Origin of the sequence: Acidovorax sp. Root402, assembly GCF_001425125.1 — a bacterium.
In the GTDB taxonomy this organism is placed as follows: domain Bacteria; phylum Pseudomonadota; class Gammaproteobacteria; order Burkholderiales; family Burkholderiaceae_C; genus Acidovorax; species Acidovorax delafieldii.
In genome coordinates this window covers 470,647-487,814 of record NZ_LMDQ01000001.1, presented here as the reverse complement: position 1 = coordinate 487,814, position 17,168 = coordinate 470,647, and the positions used below count along the sequence as shown (strand labels likewise).

Genomic DNA, 17,168 nt, shown 5'->3' with positions numbered 1-17,168 from the left:
GCGGGCTTGGCACCGTACGGAGTTGACATTGCAGACACCCACCAACCGCTTCAAACAGGCCATGGCCCAAGGCCAGGCGCAAATCGGCCTCTGGCTCGGGCTGGCCAACGCCTACAGCGCCGAAATCCTCGCAGGCACCGGCTACGACTGGCTGCTGGTCGATGGCGAACATGCGCCCAACGACCTGCGCTCCATCCTGCACCAGCTGCAGGCCATCGCCAGCGCCACCAGCGCCCTGCCACCAGGCGTGCAGGCGCCCCACCCCATCGCCCGGGTGCCGGTGGGTGACACGGCCCTCATCAAACAGTACCTGGACATCGGCGCCCAGACCCTGCTGGTGCCCATGGTCGATACGCCCGAGCAGGCCCAGCAGCTGGTGCGCGCCACGCGCTATGCGCCCGAGGGCGTGCGCGGCATGGGCAGCGCGCTGGCCCGTTCGTCGCGCTGGCAGGCGTACCCGCAGTATGTGCACGAGGCCAACCAGCAGATCTGCCTGCTGGTGCAGGCAGAAACGGTGGAAGCCATGGCCCACCTCGACGCCATCGCCGCCACGCCAGGGGTGGACGGCGTGTTCATCGGCCCGGCCGATCTGTCGGCCTCCATGGGCCATCCGGGCAACCCGGGGCACCCCGACGTGCAGGCCGCCATCCACGACGGCATTGCGCGCATCCTGCGCGCAGGCAAGGCGCCGGGCATCCTGGCCACCACCGAATCACAGGCGCGCCAGTGGCTGGCAGCGGGCGCGCTGTTTGTGGCCGTAGGCGTGGACACCATGCTGCTGGTGAGTGCTGCGCAGGAGCTGCTGGCACGCTACCGCAGCGCGACCGACGCCACCCTCACCCGGCCCGCAGGCTACTGAACTTTTCTTCTTTCAGACTCAAGGACAGACATCCATGAAAGCATGTATCTACGGCGCCGGCGCCATCGGCGGCTGGCTGGGCGTGGCCCTGGCGCAAGCGGGCCACACCGTCAGCATGGTGGCGCGGGGCGACACGCTGCGCGCCCTGCAAGCCGATGGGCTGCGCATGCGGCGCGCCGACGGCTCGCTGGCGCAGGTGCCCGTCACAGCCCACAGCGACCCGGCCGCACTCGGCGTTCAAGACCTGGTGGTGGTCGCCGTCAAGGCCCCGGGCCTGCCCGACGTGGCGCGCGCCATGGCGCCGCTGATCGGGCCCGACACCATCGTGCTCACCGCCATGAACGGCGTGCCGTGGTGGTTCCTCGACGGCTTTGGCGGTGCGGCGCAGGGGCATGCCCTTGAATCCGTGGACGCGGGGGGCGTGATTGCCCAGGCCGTCCCGGCGCGCAACGTGGTGGGCAGTGTGGTGCACACCAGCTGCTCGCTGGAGGCTCCGGGTTTCGTCCGCCAGCACTTTGGCAACCGCCTCATCGTGGGCGAGCCGGACGGCAGCCGCAGCCCGCGCCTGCAAGCGTTGGCCGACACGCTGCAGCGCGGTGGCATCGATGTGGAGGTGAGCGACTGCATCCAGAAGGACATCTGGTTCAAGCTGTGGGGCAACCTCACGATGAACCCCATCAGCGCGCTCACCGGCGCCACCACCGACCGTATCCTCGATGACGACCTGGTGCGCAGCTTTGTGAGCGCCGTGATGCTGGAAGCCAAGGCCATCGGCGACCAGTTGGGCCTGCCGATTGACCAGCAGCCCGAGGACCGCCATGCCGTCACACGCAAGCTGGGCGCGTTCAAGACCTCGATGCTGCAGGACGTGGAAGCGAACAAGCCGATGGAGATCGACGCCCTGGTGGGCGCGGTGCGCGAGCTGGGCCAGATCACCGGCACGCCCACGCCGCACACCAACGCCCTGCTGGGCCTCACGCGGCTGATGGCGCGCACGCGTGGCCTGTACTGATTCATTTCAAGCAAAATCGGCTGCAGGCGCTAGTGGAATATGCGTCAACAGCTATTTAATTCATAGCAAACCAACCATGACCCAACTCACGCTGTACTACACCCCCGGCACCTGCGCGCAGGCCGTTCGCATCGCTTTGGAAGAAGCGGGCGCCCCCTACGACCTGGTGCGCGTGGACTTCGCCGCTGGCCAGCAACGCACGCCCGAATACCTGGCGGTGAACCCCAAGGGCCGCGTGCCCGCGCTGGCCACGCCGCACGGCACCCTGACCGAAACCCCGGCGCTGCTGGCCTATGTGGCGCAGAGCTTTCCAGAGGCGCGCCTGGCGCCCGCCGACGCGCATGGCTTTGCGCGCCTGCAAGAGTTCCACAGCTACCTCGCGTCCACGGTGCACATCGCCCACGCCCACCGCCCCCGCGCCAGCCGCTGGGCGGACGAGCCCGAAGCCCACGCCGCCATGCAGCGCAAGGTGCCACAGAACATGACCGAGTGCTTTCACCTCATCGAAACCCACTACCTGCCGCAAGCGGACCAGGGGCCCTGGGTGATGGGCGAGCAATACACCGTGGCCGACGGCTACCTGTTCACCATCGGCACCTGGCTGCACAGCGACGGCGTGGACATCGCCCAGTTCCCGAAGGTGTTTGCACACACGCAGCGCATGCTGCAGCGCCCGGCCGTACAGCGCGCAATGGCCTGATACGCCACCTGCGGACGCAAAAAAGCCCCGGTGCTTCTGGCTCGAAGCACCGGGGCTTTTTGCTGGCAACCGGGATCAGTTCACCTTCAGATACCGCCAGTCGATGCGGTTGTCGGCGCGGTGAATGATCTCCACCTTCTTCGTCCCCGCCCACGGGATCACCTGGTTGTACAGCGGGATGTGCGACACCAGCTCATGCTCCTTGATCAGCGCCTGCTCGATCAGGCCGTTGCGCGTGGCGGTGTCCGTTTCCTTCTTCACACGCTCGATCAGCGCGTCCATCTGCGGGTCGGAGAACCGGCCCAGGTTGAAGTTGCCGTCCCCACCCGCACCCGTCGTGCGCACCAGCGACTGCAGGCTGTAGAACGCGTCGAATGTGGGCACGCCCCAGCCCAGCAGGTAGATGCTGGCTTCGTTGCGCTGGATCATCGGAAAGTAGGTGGCAAACGGCAGCGAGCGCAACTTGGCCTTCACGCCCACCTTGGCCCAGTGTGAGGTGATGGCTTGGCACAGCTGCTCGTCGTTGATGTAGCGGCCCGCGCTGCAGGCAAAGTCCACCTCAAACCCGTTGGGGTAGCCCGCATCGGCCAGCAGCTTTTGCGCGGCCTTGGGGTCGTAGGGGTAGCGCACGTCGGCCTTCTTGGTCCAGCCGTTGACCTGGTTGGCGATGAGTGTGCCCGTGGGCTGGGCCAGGCCACGCAGCACCACGCGCTGGATGGACTGGATGTCGATGGCCTGGTACAGCGCCTTGCGCACGCGCAGGTCCTTCAGCGGGTTCTTGCCCTTCACGTCCGAGCCGGGCAGCTCGTCGCGGAACTGGTCCAGCCCCAGGAAGATGGTGCGGTACTCCGGCCCTTCGAGCACCTGCAGGTTGGGCGTCTGCTTGATGCGCGCCAGGTCCTGCAGGCTGGGGTCGATCACAAAATCCACCTCACCCGACAGCAGCGCCGCTGTGCGCGTGGCGTCGGCCTTGATGGGGGTGTAGACGATCTCGGTCAGGTTGGTGGGGTACTTGCCCTTGCCCCACCAGTGGGGGTTGGGCTCCAGCACCACGCGCTGGTCAGGCGTCCACTGCTTGAGCTGGTAGGGGCCGGTGCCCAGCGCATTGCGGTGGGCAAAGTTTTCGTCCTTGGTCTTGATGTCCTTGGGCTCGACCGATTTGTTCTTCTCGGCCCAGGCCTTGCTCATGATGCGCAGCTCGGTCAGCTGGTTCACCAGCACCGGGTTGGGCAGGTCGGAGTGGATGTCGATGGTGTAGGCATCGACTTTTTCCACACGGTCAATGCCCTGGGTGTAGACAGCGAAGTTGGAGCTTTTGGCCTTGGCGCGCTCCAGCGAGAACTTGGCGTCGTCGGCCGTGAACTCGCTGCCGTCGCTGAACTTCACACCCTTGCGCAAGGTCAGGCGCAGCTGCGTGGGCTTGATGAGCTTCCACTCGGTGGCTAGCGACGGCTCGGGCTTGAAGGTCTTGCTGTTGTATTCGACCAGCGTGTCGTACACCGCGCCGTGCATGGTGTTGTTCACACCCACGTTCTGGGTGTGGATGTCCCAGGTGGAAATGTCCACCGAGCGGGACCAGCGGAAGGTGGCGGACTGTGCGGCCAAGGGCAGGGCCGCAACAACGGCGGCGGCCAGGAGAAGGTGTTTGAAGCGCATGGACGGGAGGATAGGCAAAAACGCCAAAAAATGCTGAATGGCCAGACTATCCCCCAAGCGGCGCTTTTAGAAAACGAACTTATTCTTCTTAGCTTAGAGCCATCACCCCTGCCAGCACCAGCATGGTGGTGGCCGTCACCCCATCCAGCACCCGCCAGGCACCGGGTGTGGCAAACAACGGGGCCAGCCAGCGGGCGCCCAGGCCGATCAGCAGGAACCACAGCGCGCTGGCCAGCGAGCCACCCGCCGCAAACAGCGCACGGCCCCAGGCCGGGTACGGTGTGGCCATGGTGCCCAGCAGCACCACGGTGTCCAGGTAGACATGCGGGTTGAGCCAGGTGAGCGCCACCACCGTGGCCAGCGTGGTGCGCAGGCTGGTGCCGGGGCCGCTGGTGGCCACCAGCAACTGGCCGGGGCGCAAGGCGCGCGCGGCGGTCTGTGCGGCGTAGACCAGCAAGAACAACGCGCCCGCCCAGCGCATGAGCTGCGCCCATTCGGGCCGGGCCAGCAGCACGCCGCCCATGCCCCACACGCCCACCTGCAGCAGCACCGCGTCCGACAGCGCACACACCAGCACCACGGGCATCACATGCTCGCGCCGCAGGCCCTGGCGCAGCACAAATGCGTTTTGCGCGCCAATAGCCATGATGAGCATGGCGGTGGAAGTGAAACCGTGAACGAAGGCAGTGGAGACCATGGGCACGGATTCTGGCCAAGGGCCTACGTTGACGCCAGCTATACTTTTTAACGATCCGTCAGAATGGCTAACCATCCATGCAACTCGACTCCGCCCAGCTCAACGCGTTTGCCACGGTGATCGATGAGGGCAGCTTCGAGCGGGCAGCGGCCGTGCTGCATGTCACGCGCTCGGCGGTGTCACAGCGCATCAAGCTGCTGGAAGAGCGCGTGGGCCAGGTGCTGGTGCGCCGCGCCACGCCCTGCACCCCCACCGAGGCCGGGCAGGCCCTGTACCGCCATGCGCGCGAGGTGGCGCTGAGCGAGGCCGACGCGCTCGCCACGATTGGCGGCGGGCAGCACAGCACCACGCGGCTCGCGATTGGTGTGAATGCCGACTCGCTGGCCACCTGGTTCCCCCACGCCATGGCGCAGGCGGCCGAGGGGCAGGCCATCACCTTCGACATCCATGTGGAGGACCAGGACCATTCGGCCAACCTGCTGCGCGAAGGCCGCGTGATGGCCGCCGTGACGGCCGACCCGCAGCCCGTGCAGGGCTGCCAGGTGCTGCCGCTGGGCACGCTGCGCTACCGCGCGCTGGCCAGCCCGGCCTTCATGCAGCGCCACTTTGCGCAGGGGGTGAACGCGACCACGCTGGCCCAGGCGCCCATGCTGGTGTTCAACCGCAAAGATGCGCTGCAGGCGCGTTTTGTGGGCCGCATCACGCGCCGCAAGCTCGCACCGCCCGTGCACTGGCTGCCCGAGGCGCATGCCTTCGTCAAAGCCACCCGCGCCAGCCTGGGCTGGGGCATGACGCCCGACCCGCTGGTGGAGGATGACCTGAAGACTGGTGCGCTGGTCGAGCTGATTGCGAACAAGCCGGTGGATGTGCCGCTGTACTGGCAGTGCTGGCGCCTGAACGTGCAGGCCCTGCAGCACGTAACGCAGGCAGTGCAGAAGGCGGCTGCGCTGACGCTGCTGCGCTGAGAAGAAAGTCGAGAGGGATGTAGCAAGCAAGGGCCGACTACGCAGCGCTCGCCAGGTCCTCGTGGTGGTCCGCCGCGCCGCGCTTCCAGTAGGCGGAGATGCGCATGCGTTTCGGGTCCACGCCCGGCTTGGCCAGCACGACGCGGCGCACGGCGGCCATGTCGCTGTGTTCGCCCGCAGCCCAGACAAAGCCCGCGCCGGGCGGGAGCGACAGAGCTTCCACAGCGGCAGGCAGCGCGCTCACCCACTGCAGATCCACCTGCGCCGCGCTCGCCAGCGTGCGCTGGTCGGCCGGGTTGCTCAGCTGGATGCGCACGGTGGCCACCGCGCTGGCGGGCAGCTCGGCCAGGCGGCGGGCGATGGCGGGCAGCGCGGTTTCGTCGCCCAGCAGCCAGTGCCAGTCGAAGCCCGTGGGCACCACCATGCTGCCGCGCGGCCCGGCAATGCCCGCCCACTGGCCCACGGTGGCGCTGGCGGCCCAGTCGGTGGCGGGGCCCGCGTCGTGCAGTGCGACCTCGATGTCCAGCTCGCCCGCTGCGGCGTCAAAGCGCGCGGGGGTGTAGTCGCGCAGCACGGGGCGCGGGCCGTCAAACACGGGGCGGCCGTCCTGCATCATGGGCAAGGTGGGGCGGTCCTGCCCGGGCGAGGGAAGGATGAGCTTGAGGTGGTCGTCGAACCCGGCGCTCACAAAGCCCGCCAGCTCGGGGCCGGCCAGGGTCAGCCGCACAAAGCCGGGGCTGACCTGGGTGCGGCGCACCACCTGGAGATGGCGGCCCTGCAGGGGATGGCGAATGCGCTCGATGGCGAGGGAGGGGGCCGTGGCGGCCAGGGGCAAGGAAGCGTTCATGGCGTAAAATGTTGATTTAATCAACCAAATCATCCGCCATTCAGTTGACTTTGTCAACCGATAGCCACGCCATGCCCCCACGCGCCCGCCCCGATGTGTTTGAAGCCCTGCACGACCTGATGCACGCCTACCGGGCGCGCATGGTGCGCGCGATGACCTCCGTGCATCCGGACCTGACCTTCAATGAAGTGCGCGCGCTGAACTTCATCGGCCGCCACCCCGGCGCCACGCAGAAAGAGCTGGTGCGCCACAGCGGCGCCGACAAGGCCCAGGTGGCACGCATGCTGGGCCTATTGCAGGACAAGGGTTGGCTGGAGCGCCACCCCCACGCCGAGGACCGGCGCAGCCTGTGTCTCACACTCAGCGCTGAGGGCCAGGCGCTTTACCAGGCGCTGCAGGCCGCGCGGCAGACCCTGTCGGCCCAGGTGCTGGCGGGCTGCGACGACGACACCCAGGCTCAGTTGCTGGCCCTGCTGGCGCAGGTGCGGGCCAACCTGGATGCGCTGCCGCCCCTGGAGACTGGCGAGGACTGTGGCCATGGCAAGGGCCGGTCCTCCCGTTAAGGGCCCCACAGGGGGTTTCCAACGCTTTTGAAGGGATTTTTGCCCCAAGCGCTAGTGCAATATACCCTGGCAGCTATCAAATAAAGAGCAAATCAGCGCCCCTGGATCACGCGCAGCGCCTCGGGCAACGACTGCACATGGGGCAGGAAGTGGTCGATGGTGGCGCCCAGCAGCACGGCGCAGACCAGCGCGCCCAGCAGGGGCTTCCAGGTCAGCCGCACGGCAGCGCTGAGCCAGCCCTCGCGCTCCACCCCCACGGCGGCGCGGGCCGTGGCCACTGAAAAGGCAATCTCCACCGCCACTGTGAGCAGCACATCCCAGCCAAAGAACAGCATGGCGAGCGAGCCCGCACCCAGGATCAGCGCTGCGCCGATGAGAAAGATGGCCACCACGGGCACGACCACCACGGCGCCCTCGTCGGCGCTGCCCAGCGCATCGGCCGCGCCCCCGGCAATGTCGCCCAGCACGCTGGAGTCGCTGCCGGAGCCCCCGCTGGACAGGCCCTGCGTCCACCCGCCCCCAAAGTCCTCCGATGCGCCACCGCCGCCAAAGTTGCCACCGCCCGTGCGCGGCAAGGGCACCTGGCCGCCCCCGGAGGGGCCATTGCCACTGGGCCAGGAGATGTCGGGCAATTCCACACTGCTGCCGTCGCCCGACGACCCGTCCCGACGCACCAGCCGCGCTGCCCAGGCGCGCAGCACCAGCAGATAGCCGACGTAGCCCACAGACAGGGTAATCAAGTACCGCAGTGCCAGTGACTCCACGCCCAGCACCATCTGCAGGTGCGAGGTGGCCCACATCAGCAGCAGCGTGAAGCTGCCGATCAGCAACCCGTGCGAGCGCAGGCTGTAGCGCTGCTGCAGGGTGCGCGCCACCGCGCCGTGGTGCGGCATGCGCACCGAGCGCCAGGTGGAGCTGCCTTTTTTCTTGGAACTGGAGGAGTTGCTGCGGGGTGTGGCCATGGAAGGAGCGCGCTGCGCGCGGCGGCAAACAGACGGCGCCATTTCACATCAGTTTCAGGCCGCGCCCCACGCCGGCGGGCCCTGCGGCGTGAACTTGTGCGCGAACCGCGCCCTGCCGCACGCCAATGAGGGGGCTTCAGGCCCCGCCGTCCACCACCACCGGCACGCGCTGCGCCAGGGCGCACATCAGCTCGTAGCCCACGGTGCCTGCTGCCTGCGCCACCTCGTCGATGGACAACACCACGCCATTGCTGGCGCGGCCCCAGAGCGTGACCTCGCTGCCAAAGCCCACCTCCACACCCGCCTGCTGCAGGGGCGTAAGGTCCACAGTCACCATGTCCATGCTCACCCGCCCCACCAGGCGCGTGCGCACGCCGTTCACCAGCACCGGCGTGCCGGTGTCGCAGTGGCGGGGGTAGCCGTCGGCGTAGCCACAGGCGGCGATGCCGATGGTGAGCGGGCCATCGGCCGTGAAGCGCGAGCCATAGCCCACGGTGTCGCCCGCCTGCAGTTGCTGGGTGGCGATGAGGCGCGTGGACAGCGTCATGGTGGGTTGCAACCCCCAGTGGCCGGCATGGTGCTCGGGGAAGTCCGGCGCGCTGCCATAGACCACGATGCCCGCGCGCACCCAGTCGGCGCGCACACCCGCATCCTGCGCGTGGCGCAGCGTGGCAGCACTGTTGCTCAGGCTGCGCTCGCCGGGCAGGTCCTGCGCGGCGGCGTTGAAGGCCGCCATCTGGTGCGCAATGCCACGGGGGCCGTCGGCGTCGCTGAAGTGGGTCATGAACGAAATCTCGTCCACCTGCGGCAGCGCATTGAGCCGGGCCCACGCGGCGCGGTAGCGCTCGGGCGTGAAGCCCAGGCGGTTCATGCCCGAATTCATCTTGAGGAACACCCGGTGCGGCACCTGGGTCTTGTGCGCGGCCAGCATGTCGATCTGCTCGTCGCAGTGCACTGCGTGCCACAGGCCCAGGCGCGAGCACAGCTCCAGGTCGCGCGGCTCGAACACGCCTTCGAGCAGCAGGATGGGCCCGCGCCAGCCCAGGTGGCGCACGCGCTCGGCCTCGGCCAGGTCCAGCAGCGCAAAACCGTCGGCGCCGCGCAGGCCCTCGTACACCCGCTCTATGCCATGGCCATAGGCATTGGCCTTGACCACCGCCCACACCTTGGCGTCAGGCACCGACTGGCGCACGCGCGCGAGGTTGTGGTGCAGGGCCATGGTGTGGATGGTGGCAGCAATGGGACGGGGCATGGGACAGACCTGATGGAGCGAGGGATTTACCGGGGGACCAGCGCCGGATTCTGGCACTGTGGCCGTTTATCCGCGTGATATAACCGCCTGTCCCTCGCTACGATTCTTCACATTTACCAGGGCATCAGCCCAACTGATGCTCTCACCAGCCATTCGATGAAGCGCGGTTTTTACACCATCATGTCGGCGCAGTTTTTCAGCTCGCTGGCCGACAACGCACTCTTCGTAGCCGCTGTGGAACTCCTGCGCACCGGAGGCGCCCCCGAGTGGCAGCGTGCGGCCCTGGTGCCCATGTTCGCATTGTTCTATGTGGTGCTGGCGCCCTTCGTCGGCGCCTTTGCCGATGCGCTGCCCAAGGGCAAGGTCATGTTTGTCAGCAACGCCATCAAGGTGGCGGGCTGCCTGATGATGCTGTTTGGCTCGCACCCGCTCATGGCCTACGCCGTGGTGGGGCTGGGTGCTGCGGCCTACTCTCCCGCCAAGTACGGCATCCTGACCGAACTGCTGCCCGCGTCCCAGCTCGTCAAGGCCAACGGCTGGATCGAGGGCCTGACCATTGCATCGATCATCCTGGGCGTGCTGCTGGGCGGCCAGCTGGTGGGGCAGCAGCTGTCGGGCATGCTGCTGGGCTTTGACTTTCCCGTGATCGACACCGGCGTGGACACCCCCGCCGAGGCCGCCATCGCAGCGCTGATCGCTGTCTATGCACTGGCTGCCTGGTTCAACACCCGCATCCCGCACACCGGGGTGGAGATGCGCCCCCTGCGCGCCGACCCGTCACGCAGCGTGGTGGCCAACGCGCTCAACCTGCTGCCCGACTTCTGGGCCTGCAACAGCCGCCTGTGGCGCGACAAGCTGGGCCAGATCTCGCTGGCCACCACCACCCTGTTCTGGGGCGCCGGTGGCAACCTCAAGTTCATCGTGCTGGCCTGGGCCGCCGTGGCCCTGGGCTACAACACCACCCAGGCCTCGGCCCTGACGGGCGTAGTGGCCATCGGCACCGCCGTGGGTGCCGTGGTGGCATCGATGCGCATGCGCCTGGACATGGCCACCCGCGTGATCCCGCTGGGCATTGCGATGGGCTTGCTGCTGATCCTGATGGTGTTCATCAGCAACATCTGGCTGGCCATTCCGTTCCTCATCGTGCTGGGTGGCCTGGGCGGCTACCTGGTGGTGCCCATGAACGCCCTGCTGCAGCACCGGGGCCACAACCTCATGGGAGCAGGCCGGTCGATTGCCGTGCAGAACTTCAACGAGCAGGCCTGCATCCTGGGCCTGGGGGCGTTCTACAGCCTGTCGCTCAAGCTGGGCCTGTCGGTGTTTGGTGCCATCACCACCTTCGGGCTGGTGGTGGCGGGCATCATGTGGGTCATCCGCCGCTGGCACCAGCGCAACTGCGTGAACCACCGCGACGAAGTGAACCACCTGCTGGACATCGCGCGGCACGATACGCACCATTGACTCCTGATTGCGAAGCCCCCCCTGTGCGGCTTCGCCGCTTCCCCCGAGGGGGACGCACCCAGTGGCCTGGAGCTATTGAAGGCTCCCCCTGAGCCGCTGCGCGTCTTCCCCCTCTCTCGCTGCGCGGGAGGGGGACGCACCCAGTGGCCTGGCAAAGCCAGTTCCACGGGTGCACTGGCCTTGAAGCGTGCCAGTTTTAGCTGGCTGTGCAGCATGGAACCACCTGCTACATAATTTATAGCTTTCAGCGCATATTCCACTAGCGCTACCGCCTGTTTTTCCCTTCAATGCACTCTCCCCTCCCCTTCGCCGCACTCTTATTCAACGCCTTTGTCTGGGGCCTGGCGTGGTGGCCGTTCCAGCACATGCACCAGGCGGGGCTGCACCCCTTGTGGGCCACGGCCTGCATGTATGCGGTGGTGCTGCTGGCGCTGCTGGCCTGGCGCCCCGGCATCTTGCAGCAGGTGCGCGCGCATCCGCAGCTGTGGCTGCTGGCGCTGGCCTCGGGCCTGAACAACGTGGCCTTCAACTGGGCCGTGACCATTGGCGACGTGGTGCGCGTGATCCTGCTGTTCTACCTAATGCCCGCCTGGGCCGTGCTGCTGGCCTGGAAGGTGCTGGGCGAGCGCCCTACCCCTGCGGCGCTGCTGCGCCTGGCGCTGGCTTTCTGCGGCGTGGTGCTGGTGCTGCTGCCCGAGGGCGCGCCTGCTTCGCGCCTGCTGCAGAACCTGTCGCTGGCCGACGCTCTGGCGCTGCTGGGCGGTTTCATGTTCGCGCTCACCAACGTCACACTGCGCCGCCTGCACACCGTGCCGGGGCCCGCGCGCATGTTCTCGATGTTTGGCGGCTGCATGCTCATGGCGCTGGCCGTGGCCAGCATTGGCCTGCAAGTGGGCGTGGTGGAACCCTTCCCTGCCGTCAATGCCATCTGGGTCGTCACCGGCCTGCTGCTGGCCGGGGTGCTGATGCTGGGCAACTGGGCGCTGCAATTTGGCGCCGCCCGCCTGGCGGCGGGCACCACGGCGCTGGTGATGCTGTCGGAGGTGATGTTTGCCAGCGTGTCGTCGGCCCTGCTGGGCGCGGCCACGCTGAACACGCGCACCCTGCTGGGCGGGGCGCTGATCCTGCTGGCTTCGCTGCTGGCGGCGCTGCAGTTCCGCCGACCGGGTGCTGCGGGCCCTCATTGATGGATTGACCCGCCTGCGCACAGGCCTCTGCAGCTGGGGCTACGATGGCCCGTCATCCCCACCCGGAGAACCCGCATGTCCACCAGCATCTACGACTTTGAAGCCCTGCAGATGAACGGCCAGGCCGTGCCCCTGTCGCAATACCGCGGCAAGGTATTGCTCATCGTGAACACCGCCAGCGCCTGCGGCTTCACGCCCCAGTTCGGCGGGCTGGAAGAACTGCACAAGGAATACGCAGACCAAGGCCTCGTCGTGCTGGGCTTCCCCTGCAACCAGTTCGGCGCCCAGGACCCCGGCAGCAACGACGAGATCGCCAGCTTCTGCCAGCTCAACTACGGCGTGAGCTTTCCCATGATGGCCAAGATCGACGTGAACGGCGCCAACGCCTCGCCCCTGTACCAGTGGCTCACCGCCGAAGCCCCAGGCCTGCTGGGCAGCAAGGCCATCAAGTGGAACTTCACCAAGTTCCTCGTCGGCAAGGACGGCCGCGTGATCCGCCGCTATGCGCCGCAGGACGCGCCGAAGAAGCTGGCGGGGGATATTGCGGCGGCACTGGCCGCGGGCTGATCGCCCTCGTCGGCACACATCAGCAATATTTGCGGCGCCCCGGCCCCCCTTCGCTTTTGACGCTCTTACCCCTGTTGGGGGCGAATGTTGGTATTTGTGAAACCTGAATCAAGCGGTTGCCAAACGCCCCGCTGCGGCGTCAATCGGCCTTTTCTGCAGCGACACTCTGGCCCGTTCGCGGAGAAGCAGCGCCCATCGCGCTGACCCCGAGTGAGCCAGGGTGGCATCAGACCGCCCACTCCAACGAACGCACACGCCATCTGTTCGCTACTGGAGGGAGCCCCTTTGCCTGCTTTCGCTGCCGCATGGCAGCGCGCCGCCATGGCCGCTGCATCGCTGACCTGCAAGTTCCGATTCCTGGAAATCGCAGGCGACAGCAGCACCTTGCTCAGTGCGAAGGCTGCACCCAGTGATCCGCCGGGCCTGGGCTCAAGCGGCCTTCGTGCCAGCTACTGCGACGACGCTGATAGCCAATCCGGCACTCGCCCAAGGCCGTCGGGCTGCCCGCCCCCTTTGAAGGCTTACTCAATTCACCACAGCACGGCATGCAACAAGCCCCAGGCGGAGCGTGAGTACCCGATCACCGCTGCCCTGGCAAGGGCCGCCCCCAAAAGAGCACACACGCTCGGCAGCTCATGGCCGCGTGCTGCCTTCCAGTACCGCAAGTACCGCACCCGAACCATCGCCACCAGGCCACACACATCGTTATCTTGAAGGAGCTTTTCTGATGTCATTCATTTGCCAGGCCACGGGAGCCCATATCGCACTCGATCGCCCTATCGCCTCGGTGCCCGGACCAGCCAGAGTCATGGCTTGCGCAGCACTGGCGCTAGCGCTGGCATCGGGTTTGGCGGGTTGCGCTGACACCCCTCAAGCGCCAACAGAGCCAGTCGCCACCACCGCGCCCGCGACCGAGACTGTCGCCGCCCCTGTCGAGCAGCCAGCGCCTGAGTCCATCGCCCAACCCGCACGCCTGCCAGAGGACGGTATCGTCGCCGAGTTCAAAGCCACGCAGGTCAAACTCTCGCCAGAAACCCTGGCGCTGCTGGCCAAGTTCGCAGAGAGCCGCCACCCCAACGAACGCCTGGAAATCACCGGCTACTGCAACAAACGCGAGGCCCCCATCGATGCGCGCGACATCGCCACGATGCGCGCCAATGCGGTACGCCGCGAACTCATCAAGCTGGGCGTGCCCGCTAAATCCATCCGCGTGAAGTACAACACCACGCAGCCCATGCACGCAGTCAAGATGGAGGTCAAGGAGGGCACTGCTACGGCCTCCACACCGCAAACGGGCCGCGTTGAACTCGCGGAAAAAGCAAGCCCTGCAGGCCCCATGAGCACCGCAGCCAGCACCCAAGCCGGTTGCGCATGCGCTGCACCCGGCGCAGCCACTCGGTGAACTGGTTTTGCTGGCCCTGCCTTCGGGGCCAGCTCTTCCTTGCCGTTGCTTCCACGTAGCACTGCGGCAGGACGCCTGCTTGGCAGCCCGTGCGGGAGGCGTGCTCGGCTGGTTACTTTACGGCCAGCGCGGGCGCGCGGCGCTGCATCAGGGCGTCAATGATTAGGATATTTAGAGCACCGCGTCTCGCCCGCTTGCTTCGTCTTAGATCGCAGTAGTAGCGGCGGCCCCGCCAAAACTCTCTGCCGGATGATCTGGCTGCGAGCGCTGCTGAGCTCTTCGTGCAGGCCGACCTGGTCGGCGTGGAAGTAGTACACCTCGCACAGCTTGGCATTCCCGCTGAGACCATCTGTGCCGGTGTTTTGCACTGTGCCCTTGAAGTTGAGTGCTTGTCAGTAGCGGGCTTCCAGTGTGTCGTTGGCTGGTTGCTGGGAATAGTCTTGGTGTTTTTGGCCGCTTGCGCTTAACTGGCCTTGGCTAACAGCTATGGTTTTTTGATGTTTTTGGCTGCTGCGCGTCTCGGGTGGTGCCCAGCCCGCACTGCTCGGATCTTTCGCCATCTGCGTCCAGGCGCGCCAGCGGTACATAGCTGCACGGCTCGTAAACGTAGATGCTCGCGTGCCCGCCACGGCTTTACTGCAGCAGCCGCATTCCGTCCCAGGCGAAGTGCGTGGTGCCAAAGCTGTCGCTCTTGGCGATGCGCCTGCCCAGTGCGTCGTACTGGTAGCTGAAGACCTGGCTTTGTGGCTGGCCGTCTTTGCCCGCCAGATCATAGTGGAAGTATTCGCTGCGCACGGGCTAAGTCGCATGGGTGTGGACGATCCGTCTAATGCCGACTAATTCGTGTCTAAGATTTTTATCAAACTTTCTCAATCAAAGCCTGGGCGAGAGAAAGTAAAAATCATATTATCCATATTAATACCCATCTCAGGCTCCAGCAAATTAATATCTTGCAATAAATTCACAAACTGTCGAAAAATCATCCAATCCGTATTTTTATATTCAAAAACACCGTTATGCTGATGACTCTCTTCGATTTTTGAAAGAATAAAAATCAGTCCCTCTTTATTCTTCACCAAAGTTATCGCACCAACAGCAATCAAATCTTTAATTGCAGCCGTTTCATCTTCGTAGTCCATGATAGTTGGCAAGGCCGCATATTTTTTCACTAGATCACTCACGACTGCCTCCAATTAAAACGGGGAGCCATCCAAAGGAGTATGTGCGCCATTTTTGTCGGCGCCAAATGGACCCCACGTTCCATCAGTTCTATAGTTATTGCCAGCGGGGCCTTTAATGCTAGCGGTTGGGCCAGCGCCAGCGTTCGACCCCGGAAAGTTCGCAGCAGCAACAGGGTTTGCGCCATGACCATGAATACTATAAGGCGCACTTTCGTGCTTGAAACCACCGGAGGGGAATTTCGCTGGATTTGGATGAAATACGTTAGGCAGTCCACCTTGTCGCGCCCAAACCTGGATATCAGGATAATTCATCCGTCCATTTCTCACCAAATCAGCAGGACTACTCGGACGTTGAGAAAAACGACCCGTTTCATTATTTCTCCACCGGTTAGCTTTTGAATCAAAAGAACAGCTCCACCCCCACGGATCAATCCAGCTAATCGGGTTAGGCGCATACTGATGCAGGTTCCATCCGCCCGACAGCCCAATCGGATCCGGCGTCGTAAACGCCCCCAGATCCACGTCGTAATACCGGAACATGTTGTAGTGCAGCCCCGTTTCCCTGTCCAGGTACTGCCCCTGCATCCGCAGGTTCTGCTGAAGCTGAACTGTCTGGTTCACCGTACTGCCCCATGTGCTGTACTGCGCTGTCCACACCAGGTGGCCGCTGTTGTCGCTCAGCTCTTCCGGCAGGCCGTTGGGCTGGGTGTGGAAGTAGCACACCTCGCAAAACGAGGTCTAGGCTCAAGTCCCTTGTGTGCCAGTTCAAGGGATGGCTTGTCGTTACGACTGGGTTTCCAGTGTGGCCCAGTATTGCGCTTTCGCCGTTGATGATTTGGAGAGTTTTTGGTTTCCAGCGCACTTGGGTAGAGCACTGGCCGCTATCGTTTTGATTCCTGGATCTGCTGCGTCGGCTCTTCGGTGGCTCCAGCCCCCCTTGCTCCGTGCCGGCCCCGCTAGCATGACGGCGCGCCAGCGGTGGATAACCTTGTACAACCACCAGTTGCCACAGTCAGCACTGGACGGCAAGACACCTATCCTGGCTATCAAGCAGTGGTATCAAGAGGGGCCGGATGTGTATCCCAACCGACCATATGATCGTCCGTGATACGACAGTTAGCCACTCTAGTCCGTAGGCGTATCGATATATACATCGCAAGCTTGAAAAATCAAATATTCAAGCGAAAGATTTATCTCGAAATTTCTATCGGCTTGGCAAATTTCAAGAATTTTATCTTTCATTTTCACAAAACAAGGTGCATAGCTTAAAAAATGATGATTTTTCACAATGACGTCACCTGCCGTTTTTCCAAGAAGACTTATGACCACGACATTATAATCATCACCCCACAATCCCCATTTTTCAACTTCAATGACTGGCTTTGTTTTTATATGAACCCCCAACAAAATTCCGCCATTTACATCTAGGGAAATTTTACCGAAAAAAATCTCATCACCGAATCCATTTGGAAATATTTTTCTTAAAAATTGATTTTTTTGAATAAATTCAATTAAATCAATATTCGAATTTTTAGAAGTTGTAATGTACATGAGTTCCTTTGACATCTCCAGTTCTAGTGTTCGCTATCGGCCGCACATTAAAATGTGGCTCCGCACCATGACCCTTTGTGGTTTTTGTATGCCCAAGGCCGTGCTCTTGAATAACAACTGATTTTCCGTCTTTAGTGGTGTAGTGATACTCTCGCGCTGTAACAGGTTGTCCCTTCGAATTAAAAATTGTGTTTCCTCTACCGTCATCAAGTTGATCTCTAGTAATTTTGATCGGCTGCTGACTATTAGGGATGCCAGCATCTCTCTTTGCTTGGCGTAGTGCATCTCTTCGACTAACGCCGTCAT

At 64.2% G+C, this 17,168-nt stretch carries 20 protein-coding genes and 1 pseudogene; 10 read left to right on the top strand and 11 right to left on the bottom strand.

Features of this window, described 5'->3' with window-relative positions:
* The first annotated feature begins 28 nt into the window (after positions 1 to 28).
* The 3 genes from hpaI (at position 29) to ASC83_RS02225 (ending at position 2,571) form a co-directional block, all read left to right on the top strand.
* Complete coding sequence (gene hpaI / locus ASC83_RS02235; RefSeq protein WP_056057284.1) at positions 29 to 859, top strand: 4-hydroxy-2-oxoheptanedioate aldolase; 831 nt, start codon at positions 29 to 31, stop codon at positions 857 to 859.
* A gap of 34 nt (positions 860 to 893) precedes the next feature.
* Positions 894 to 1,871, top strand: a complete 978-nt coding sequence (locus ASC83_RS02230; RefSeq protein WP_056057281.1) for a 2-dehydropantoate 2-reductase — start codon at positions 894 to 896, stop codon at positions 1,869 to 1,871.
* Between the two features lie 76 nt (positions 1,872 to 1,947).
* On the top strand, positions 1,948 to 2,571 hold the full coding sequence (locus ASC83_RS02225) for a glutathione S-transferase family protein (protein WP_056057279.1): 624 nt from the start codon (positions 1,948 to 1,950) through the stop codon (positions 2,569 to 2,571).
* A gap of 75 nt (positions 2,572 to 2,646) precedes the next feature.
* On the opposite strand, the gene ASC83_RS02220 is transcribed toward ASC83_RS02225, so the two are convergent.
* Together ASC83_RS02220 and ASC83_RS02215 are read right to left on the bottom strand one after the other, a co-directional pair.
* Positions 2,647 to 4,227, bottom strand: a complete 1,581-nt coding sequence (locus tag ASC83_RS02220; protein ID WP_056057275.1) for an ABC transporter substrate-binding protein — start codon at positions 4,225 to 4,227, stop codon at positions 2,647 to 2,649.
* An 88-nt stretch (positions 4,228 to 4,315) separates the two neighbouring features.
* Complete coding sequence (locus ASC83_RS02215) at positions 4,316 to 4,924, bottom strand: LysE/ArgO family amino acid transporter (RefSeq protein WP_056057272.1); 609 nt, start codon at positions 4,922 to 4,924, stop codon at positions 4,316 to 4,318.
* A 77-nt stretch (positions 4,925 to 5,001) separates the two neighbouring features.
* On the opposite strand from ASC83_RS02215, the gene ASC83_RS02210 reads away from it, so the two are divergent.
* Positions 5,002 to 5,889 (top strand): LysR family transcriptional regulator ArgP, encoded by an 888-nt coding sequence (locus tag ASC83_RS02210; RefSeq protein ID WP_056057270.1) that lies wholly within the window; start codon positions 5,002 to 5,004, stop codon positions 5,887 to 5,889.
* A 37-nt stretch (positions 5,890 to 5,926) separates the two neighbouring features.
* On the opposite strand, the gene ASC83_RS02205 is transcribed toward ASC83_RS02210, so the two are convergent.
* Positions 5,927 to 6,736 carry a siderophore-interacting protein gene (locus ASC83_RS02205; protein WP_056057268.1) on the bottom strand — a complete coding sequence of 270 codons (810 nt, stop codon included), beginning with the start codon at positions 6,734 to 6,736 and terminating at the stop codon, positions 5,927 to 5,929.
* A gap of 71 nt (positions 6,737 to 6,807) precedes the next feature.
* Between ASC83_RS02205 and ASC83_RS24465 the strand changes: the two genes are divergently transcribed.
* Positions 6,808 to 7,299, top strand: coding sequence for a MarR family winged helix-turn-helix transcriptional regulator (locus ASC83_RS24465; protein ID WP_056057266.1), 492 nt, complete (start codon positions 6,808 to 6,810; stop codon positions 7,297 to 7,299).
* 92 nt (positions 7,300 to 7,391) lie between these two features.
* Here ASC83_RS24465 and ASC83_RS02195 read toward each other — a convergent pair whose 3' ends face one another.
* Positions 7,392 to 8,261: a hypothetical protein gene (locus tag ASC83_RS02195; RefSeq protein ID WP_056057740.1), complete on the bottom strand. Its 870-nt coding sequence runs from the start codon at positions 8,259 to 8,261 to the stop codon at positions 7,392 to 7,394.
* 136 nt (positions 8,262 to 8,397) lie between these two features.
* Positions 8,398 to 9,513: an alanine racemase gene (alr, locus tag ASC83_RS02190; RefSeq protein WP_056057263.1), complete on the bottom strand. Its 1,116-nt coding sequence runs from the start codon at positions 9,511 to 9,513 to the stop codon at positions 8,398 to 8,400.
* A 156-nt stretch (positions 9,514 to 9,669) separates the two neighbouring features.
* On the opposite strand from alr, the gene lplT reads away from it, so the two are divergent.
* The 4 genes from lplT to ASC83_RS02165 all read left to right on the top strand — a co-directional run bounded on the left by lplT (position 9,670) and on the right by ASC83_RS02165 (position 14,130).
* Entirely contained in the window at positions 9,670 to 10,974 is a 1,305-nt protein-coding gene (gene lplT, locus ASC83_RS02185) for a lysophospholipid transporter LplT (RefSeq protein WP_056057261.1), read from the top strand.
* Positions 10,975 to 11,261: 287 nt separating this feature from the next.
* Positions 11,262 to 12,161: a DMT family transporter gene (locus tag ASC83_RS02180; RefSeq protein WP_056057260.1), complete on the top strand. Its 900-nt coding sequence runs from the start codon at positions 11,262 to 11,264 to the stop codon at positions 12,159 to 12,161.
* 75 nt (positions 12,162 to 12,236) lie between these two features.
* Positions 12,237 to 12,728 carry a glutathione peroxidase gene (locus ASC83_RS02175; RefSeq protein WP_056057259.1) on the top strand — a complete coding sequence of 164 codons (492 nt, stop codon included), beginning with the start codon at positions 12,237 to 12,239 and terminating at the stop codon, positions 12,726 to 12,728.
* 727 nt (positions 12,729 to 13,455) lie between these two features.
* Positions 13,456 to 14,130: an OmpA family protein gene (locus ASC83_RS02165; RefSeq protein ID WP_082522298.1), complete on the top strand. Its 675-nt coding sequence runs from the start codon at positions 13,456 to 13,458 to the stop codon at positions 14,128 to 14,130.
* Between the two features lie 392 nt (positions 14,131 to 14,522).
* Here the strand turns inward: ASC83_RS02165 and ASC83_RS24240 are convergent, their stop codons facing one another.
* The 4 genes from ASC83_RS24240 to ASC83_RS23300 all read right to left on the bottom strand — a co-directional run bounded on the left by ASC83_RS24240 (position 14,523) and on the right by ASC83_RS23300 (position 16,034).
* Positions 14,523 to 14,717 (bottom strand): hypothetical protein, encoded by a 195-nt coding sequence (locus ASC83_RS24240; protein WP_235509289.1) that lies wholly within the window; start codon positions 14,715 to 14,717, stop codon positions 14,523 to 14,525.
* Positions 14,718 to 14,763: 46 nt separating this feature from the next.
* A complete protein-coding gene (locus ASC83_RS23775; protein WP_156379396.1) occupies positions 14,764 to 14,925 on the bottom strand; it encodes a hypothetical protein in 162 nt (53 codons plus the stop codon).
* A 74-nt stretch (positions 14,926 to 14,999) separates the two neighbouring features.
* Positions 15,000 to 15,311, bottom strand: coding sequence for a hypothetical protein (locus ASC83_RS02160; protein WP_156379395.1), 312 nt, complete (start codon positions 15,309 to 15,311; stop codon positions 15,000 to 15,002).
* 12 nt (positions 15,312 to 15,323) lie between these two features.
* Positions 15,324 to 16,034 carry an RHS repeat-associated core domain-containing protein gene (locus tag ASC83_RS23300; RefSeq protein WP_082522296.1) on the bottom strand — a complete coding sequence of 237 codons (711 nt, stop codon included), beginning with the start codon at positions 16,032 to 16,034 and terminating at the stop codon, positions 15,324 to 15,326.
* 253 nt (positions 16,035 to 16,287) lie between these two features.
* Here ASC83_RS23300 and ASC83_RS24230 point away from each other — a divergent pair.
* Positions 16,288 to 16,419, top strand: a pseudogene (locus ASC83_RS24230) (IS481 family transposase); the annotation flags it as partial.
* Positions 16,420 to 16,436: 17 nt separating this feature from the next.
* On the opposite strand, the gene ASC83_RS23770 reads toward ASC83_RS24230, so the two are convergent.
* On the bottom strand, positions 16,437 to 16,862 hold the full coding sequence (locus ASC83_RS23770) for a hypothetical protein (protein WP_156379394.1): 426 nt from the start codon (positions 16,860 to 16,862) through the stop codon (positions 16,437 to 16,439).
* The gene (locus tag ASC83_RS24495; RefSeq protein WP_369816930.1) at positions 16,843 to 17,049 is read right to left on the bottom strand and encodes an HNH/endonuclease VII fold putative polymorphic toxin; all 207 of its coding nucleotides are present in this window, start codon (positions 17,047 to 17,049) and stop codon (positions 16,843 to 16,845) included. The genes ASC83_RS23770 and ASC83_RS24495 overlap by 20 nt, the downstream gene beginning before the upstream one ends.
* Positions 17,050 to 17,168: the final 119 nt, after the last annotated feature.

What these genes read in the sequence shown, in the direction of transcription:
- ASC83_RS24240 (WP_235509289.1), bottom strand. Translation starts at nt 14,717, where the DNA reads ATGTACCGCTGGCGCGCCTGGACGCAGATGGCGAAAGATCCGAGCAGT.
- ASC83_RS02195 (WP_056057740.1), bottom strand. Translation starts at nt 8,261, where the DNA reads ATGGCCACACCCCGCAGCAACTCCTCCAGTTCCAAGAAAAAAGGCAGC.
- ASC83_RS24465 (WP_056057266.1), top strand. Translation starts at nt 6,808, where the DNA reads ATGCCCCCACGCGCCCGCCCCGATGTGTTTGAAGCCCTGCACGACCTG.
- alr (WP_056057263.1), bottom strand. Translation starts at nt 9,513, where the DNA reads ATGCCCCGTCCCATTGCTGCCACCATCCACACCATGGCCCTGCACCAC.
- ASC83_RS02180 (WP_056057260.1), top strand. Translation starts at nt 11,262, where the DNA reads ATGCACTCTCCCCTCCCCTTCGCCGCACTCTTATTCAACGCCTTTGTC.
- ASC83_RS23770 (WP_156379394.1), bottom strand. Translation starts at nt 16,862, where the DNA reads ATGTACATTACAACTTCTAAAAATTCGAATATTGATTTAATTGAATTT.
- ASC83_RS02165 (WP_082522298.1), top strand. Translation starts at nt 13,456, where the DNA reads ATGTCATTCATTTGCCAGGCCACGGGAGCCCATATCGCACTCGATCGC.
- ASC83_RS02210 (WP_056057270.1), top strand. Translation starts at nt 5,002, where the DNA reads ATGCAACTCGACTCCGCCCAGCTCAACGCGTTTGCCACGGTGATCGAT.
- ASC83_RS02175 (WP_056057259.1), top strand. Translation starts at nt 12,237, where the DNA reads ATGTCCACCAGCATCTACGACTTTGAAGCCCTGCAGATGAACGGCCAG.
- ASC83_RS02215 (WP_056057272.1), bottom strand. Translation starts at nt 4,924, where the DNA reads ATGGTCTCCACTGCCTTCGTTCACGGTTTCACTTCCACCGCCATGCTC.
- lplT (WP_056057261.1), top strand. Translation starts at nt 9,670, where the DNA reads ATGAAGCGCGGTTTTTACACCATCATGTCGGCGCAGTTTTTCAGCTCG.
- ASC83_RS02230 (WP_056057281.1), top strand. Translation starts at nt 894, where the DNA reads ATGAAAGCATGTATCTACGGCGCCGGCGCCATCGGCGGCTGGCTGGGC.
- ASC83_RS02225 (WP_056057279.1), top strand. Translation starts at nt 1,948, where the DNA reads ATGACCCAACTCACGCTGTACTACACCCCCGGCACCTGCGCGCAGGCC.
- ASC83_RS02205 (WP_056057268.1), bottom strand. Translation starts at nt 6,736, where the DNA reads ATGAACGCTTCCTTGCCCCTGGCCGCCACGGCCCCCTCCCTCGCCATC.
- ASC83_RS02220 (WP_056057275.1), bottom strand. Translation starts at nt 4,227, where the DNA reads ATGCGCTTCAAACACCTTCTCCTGGCCGCCGCCGTTGTTGCGGCCCTG.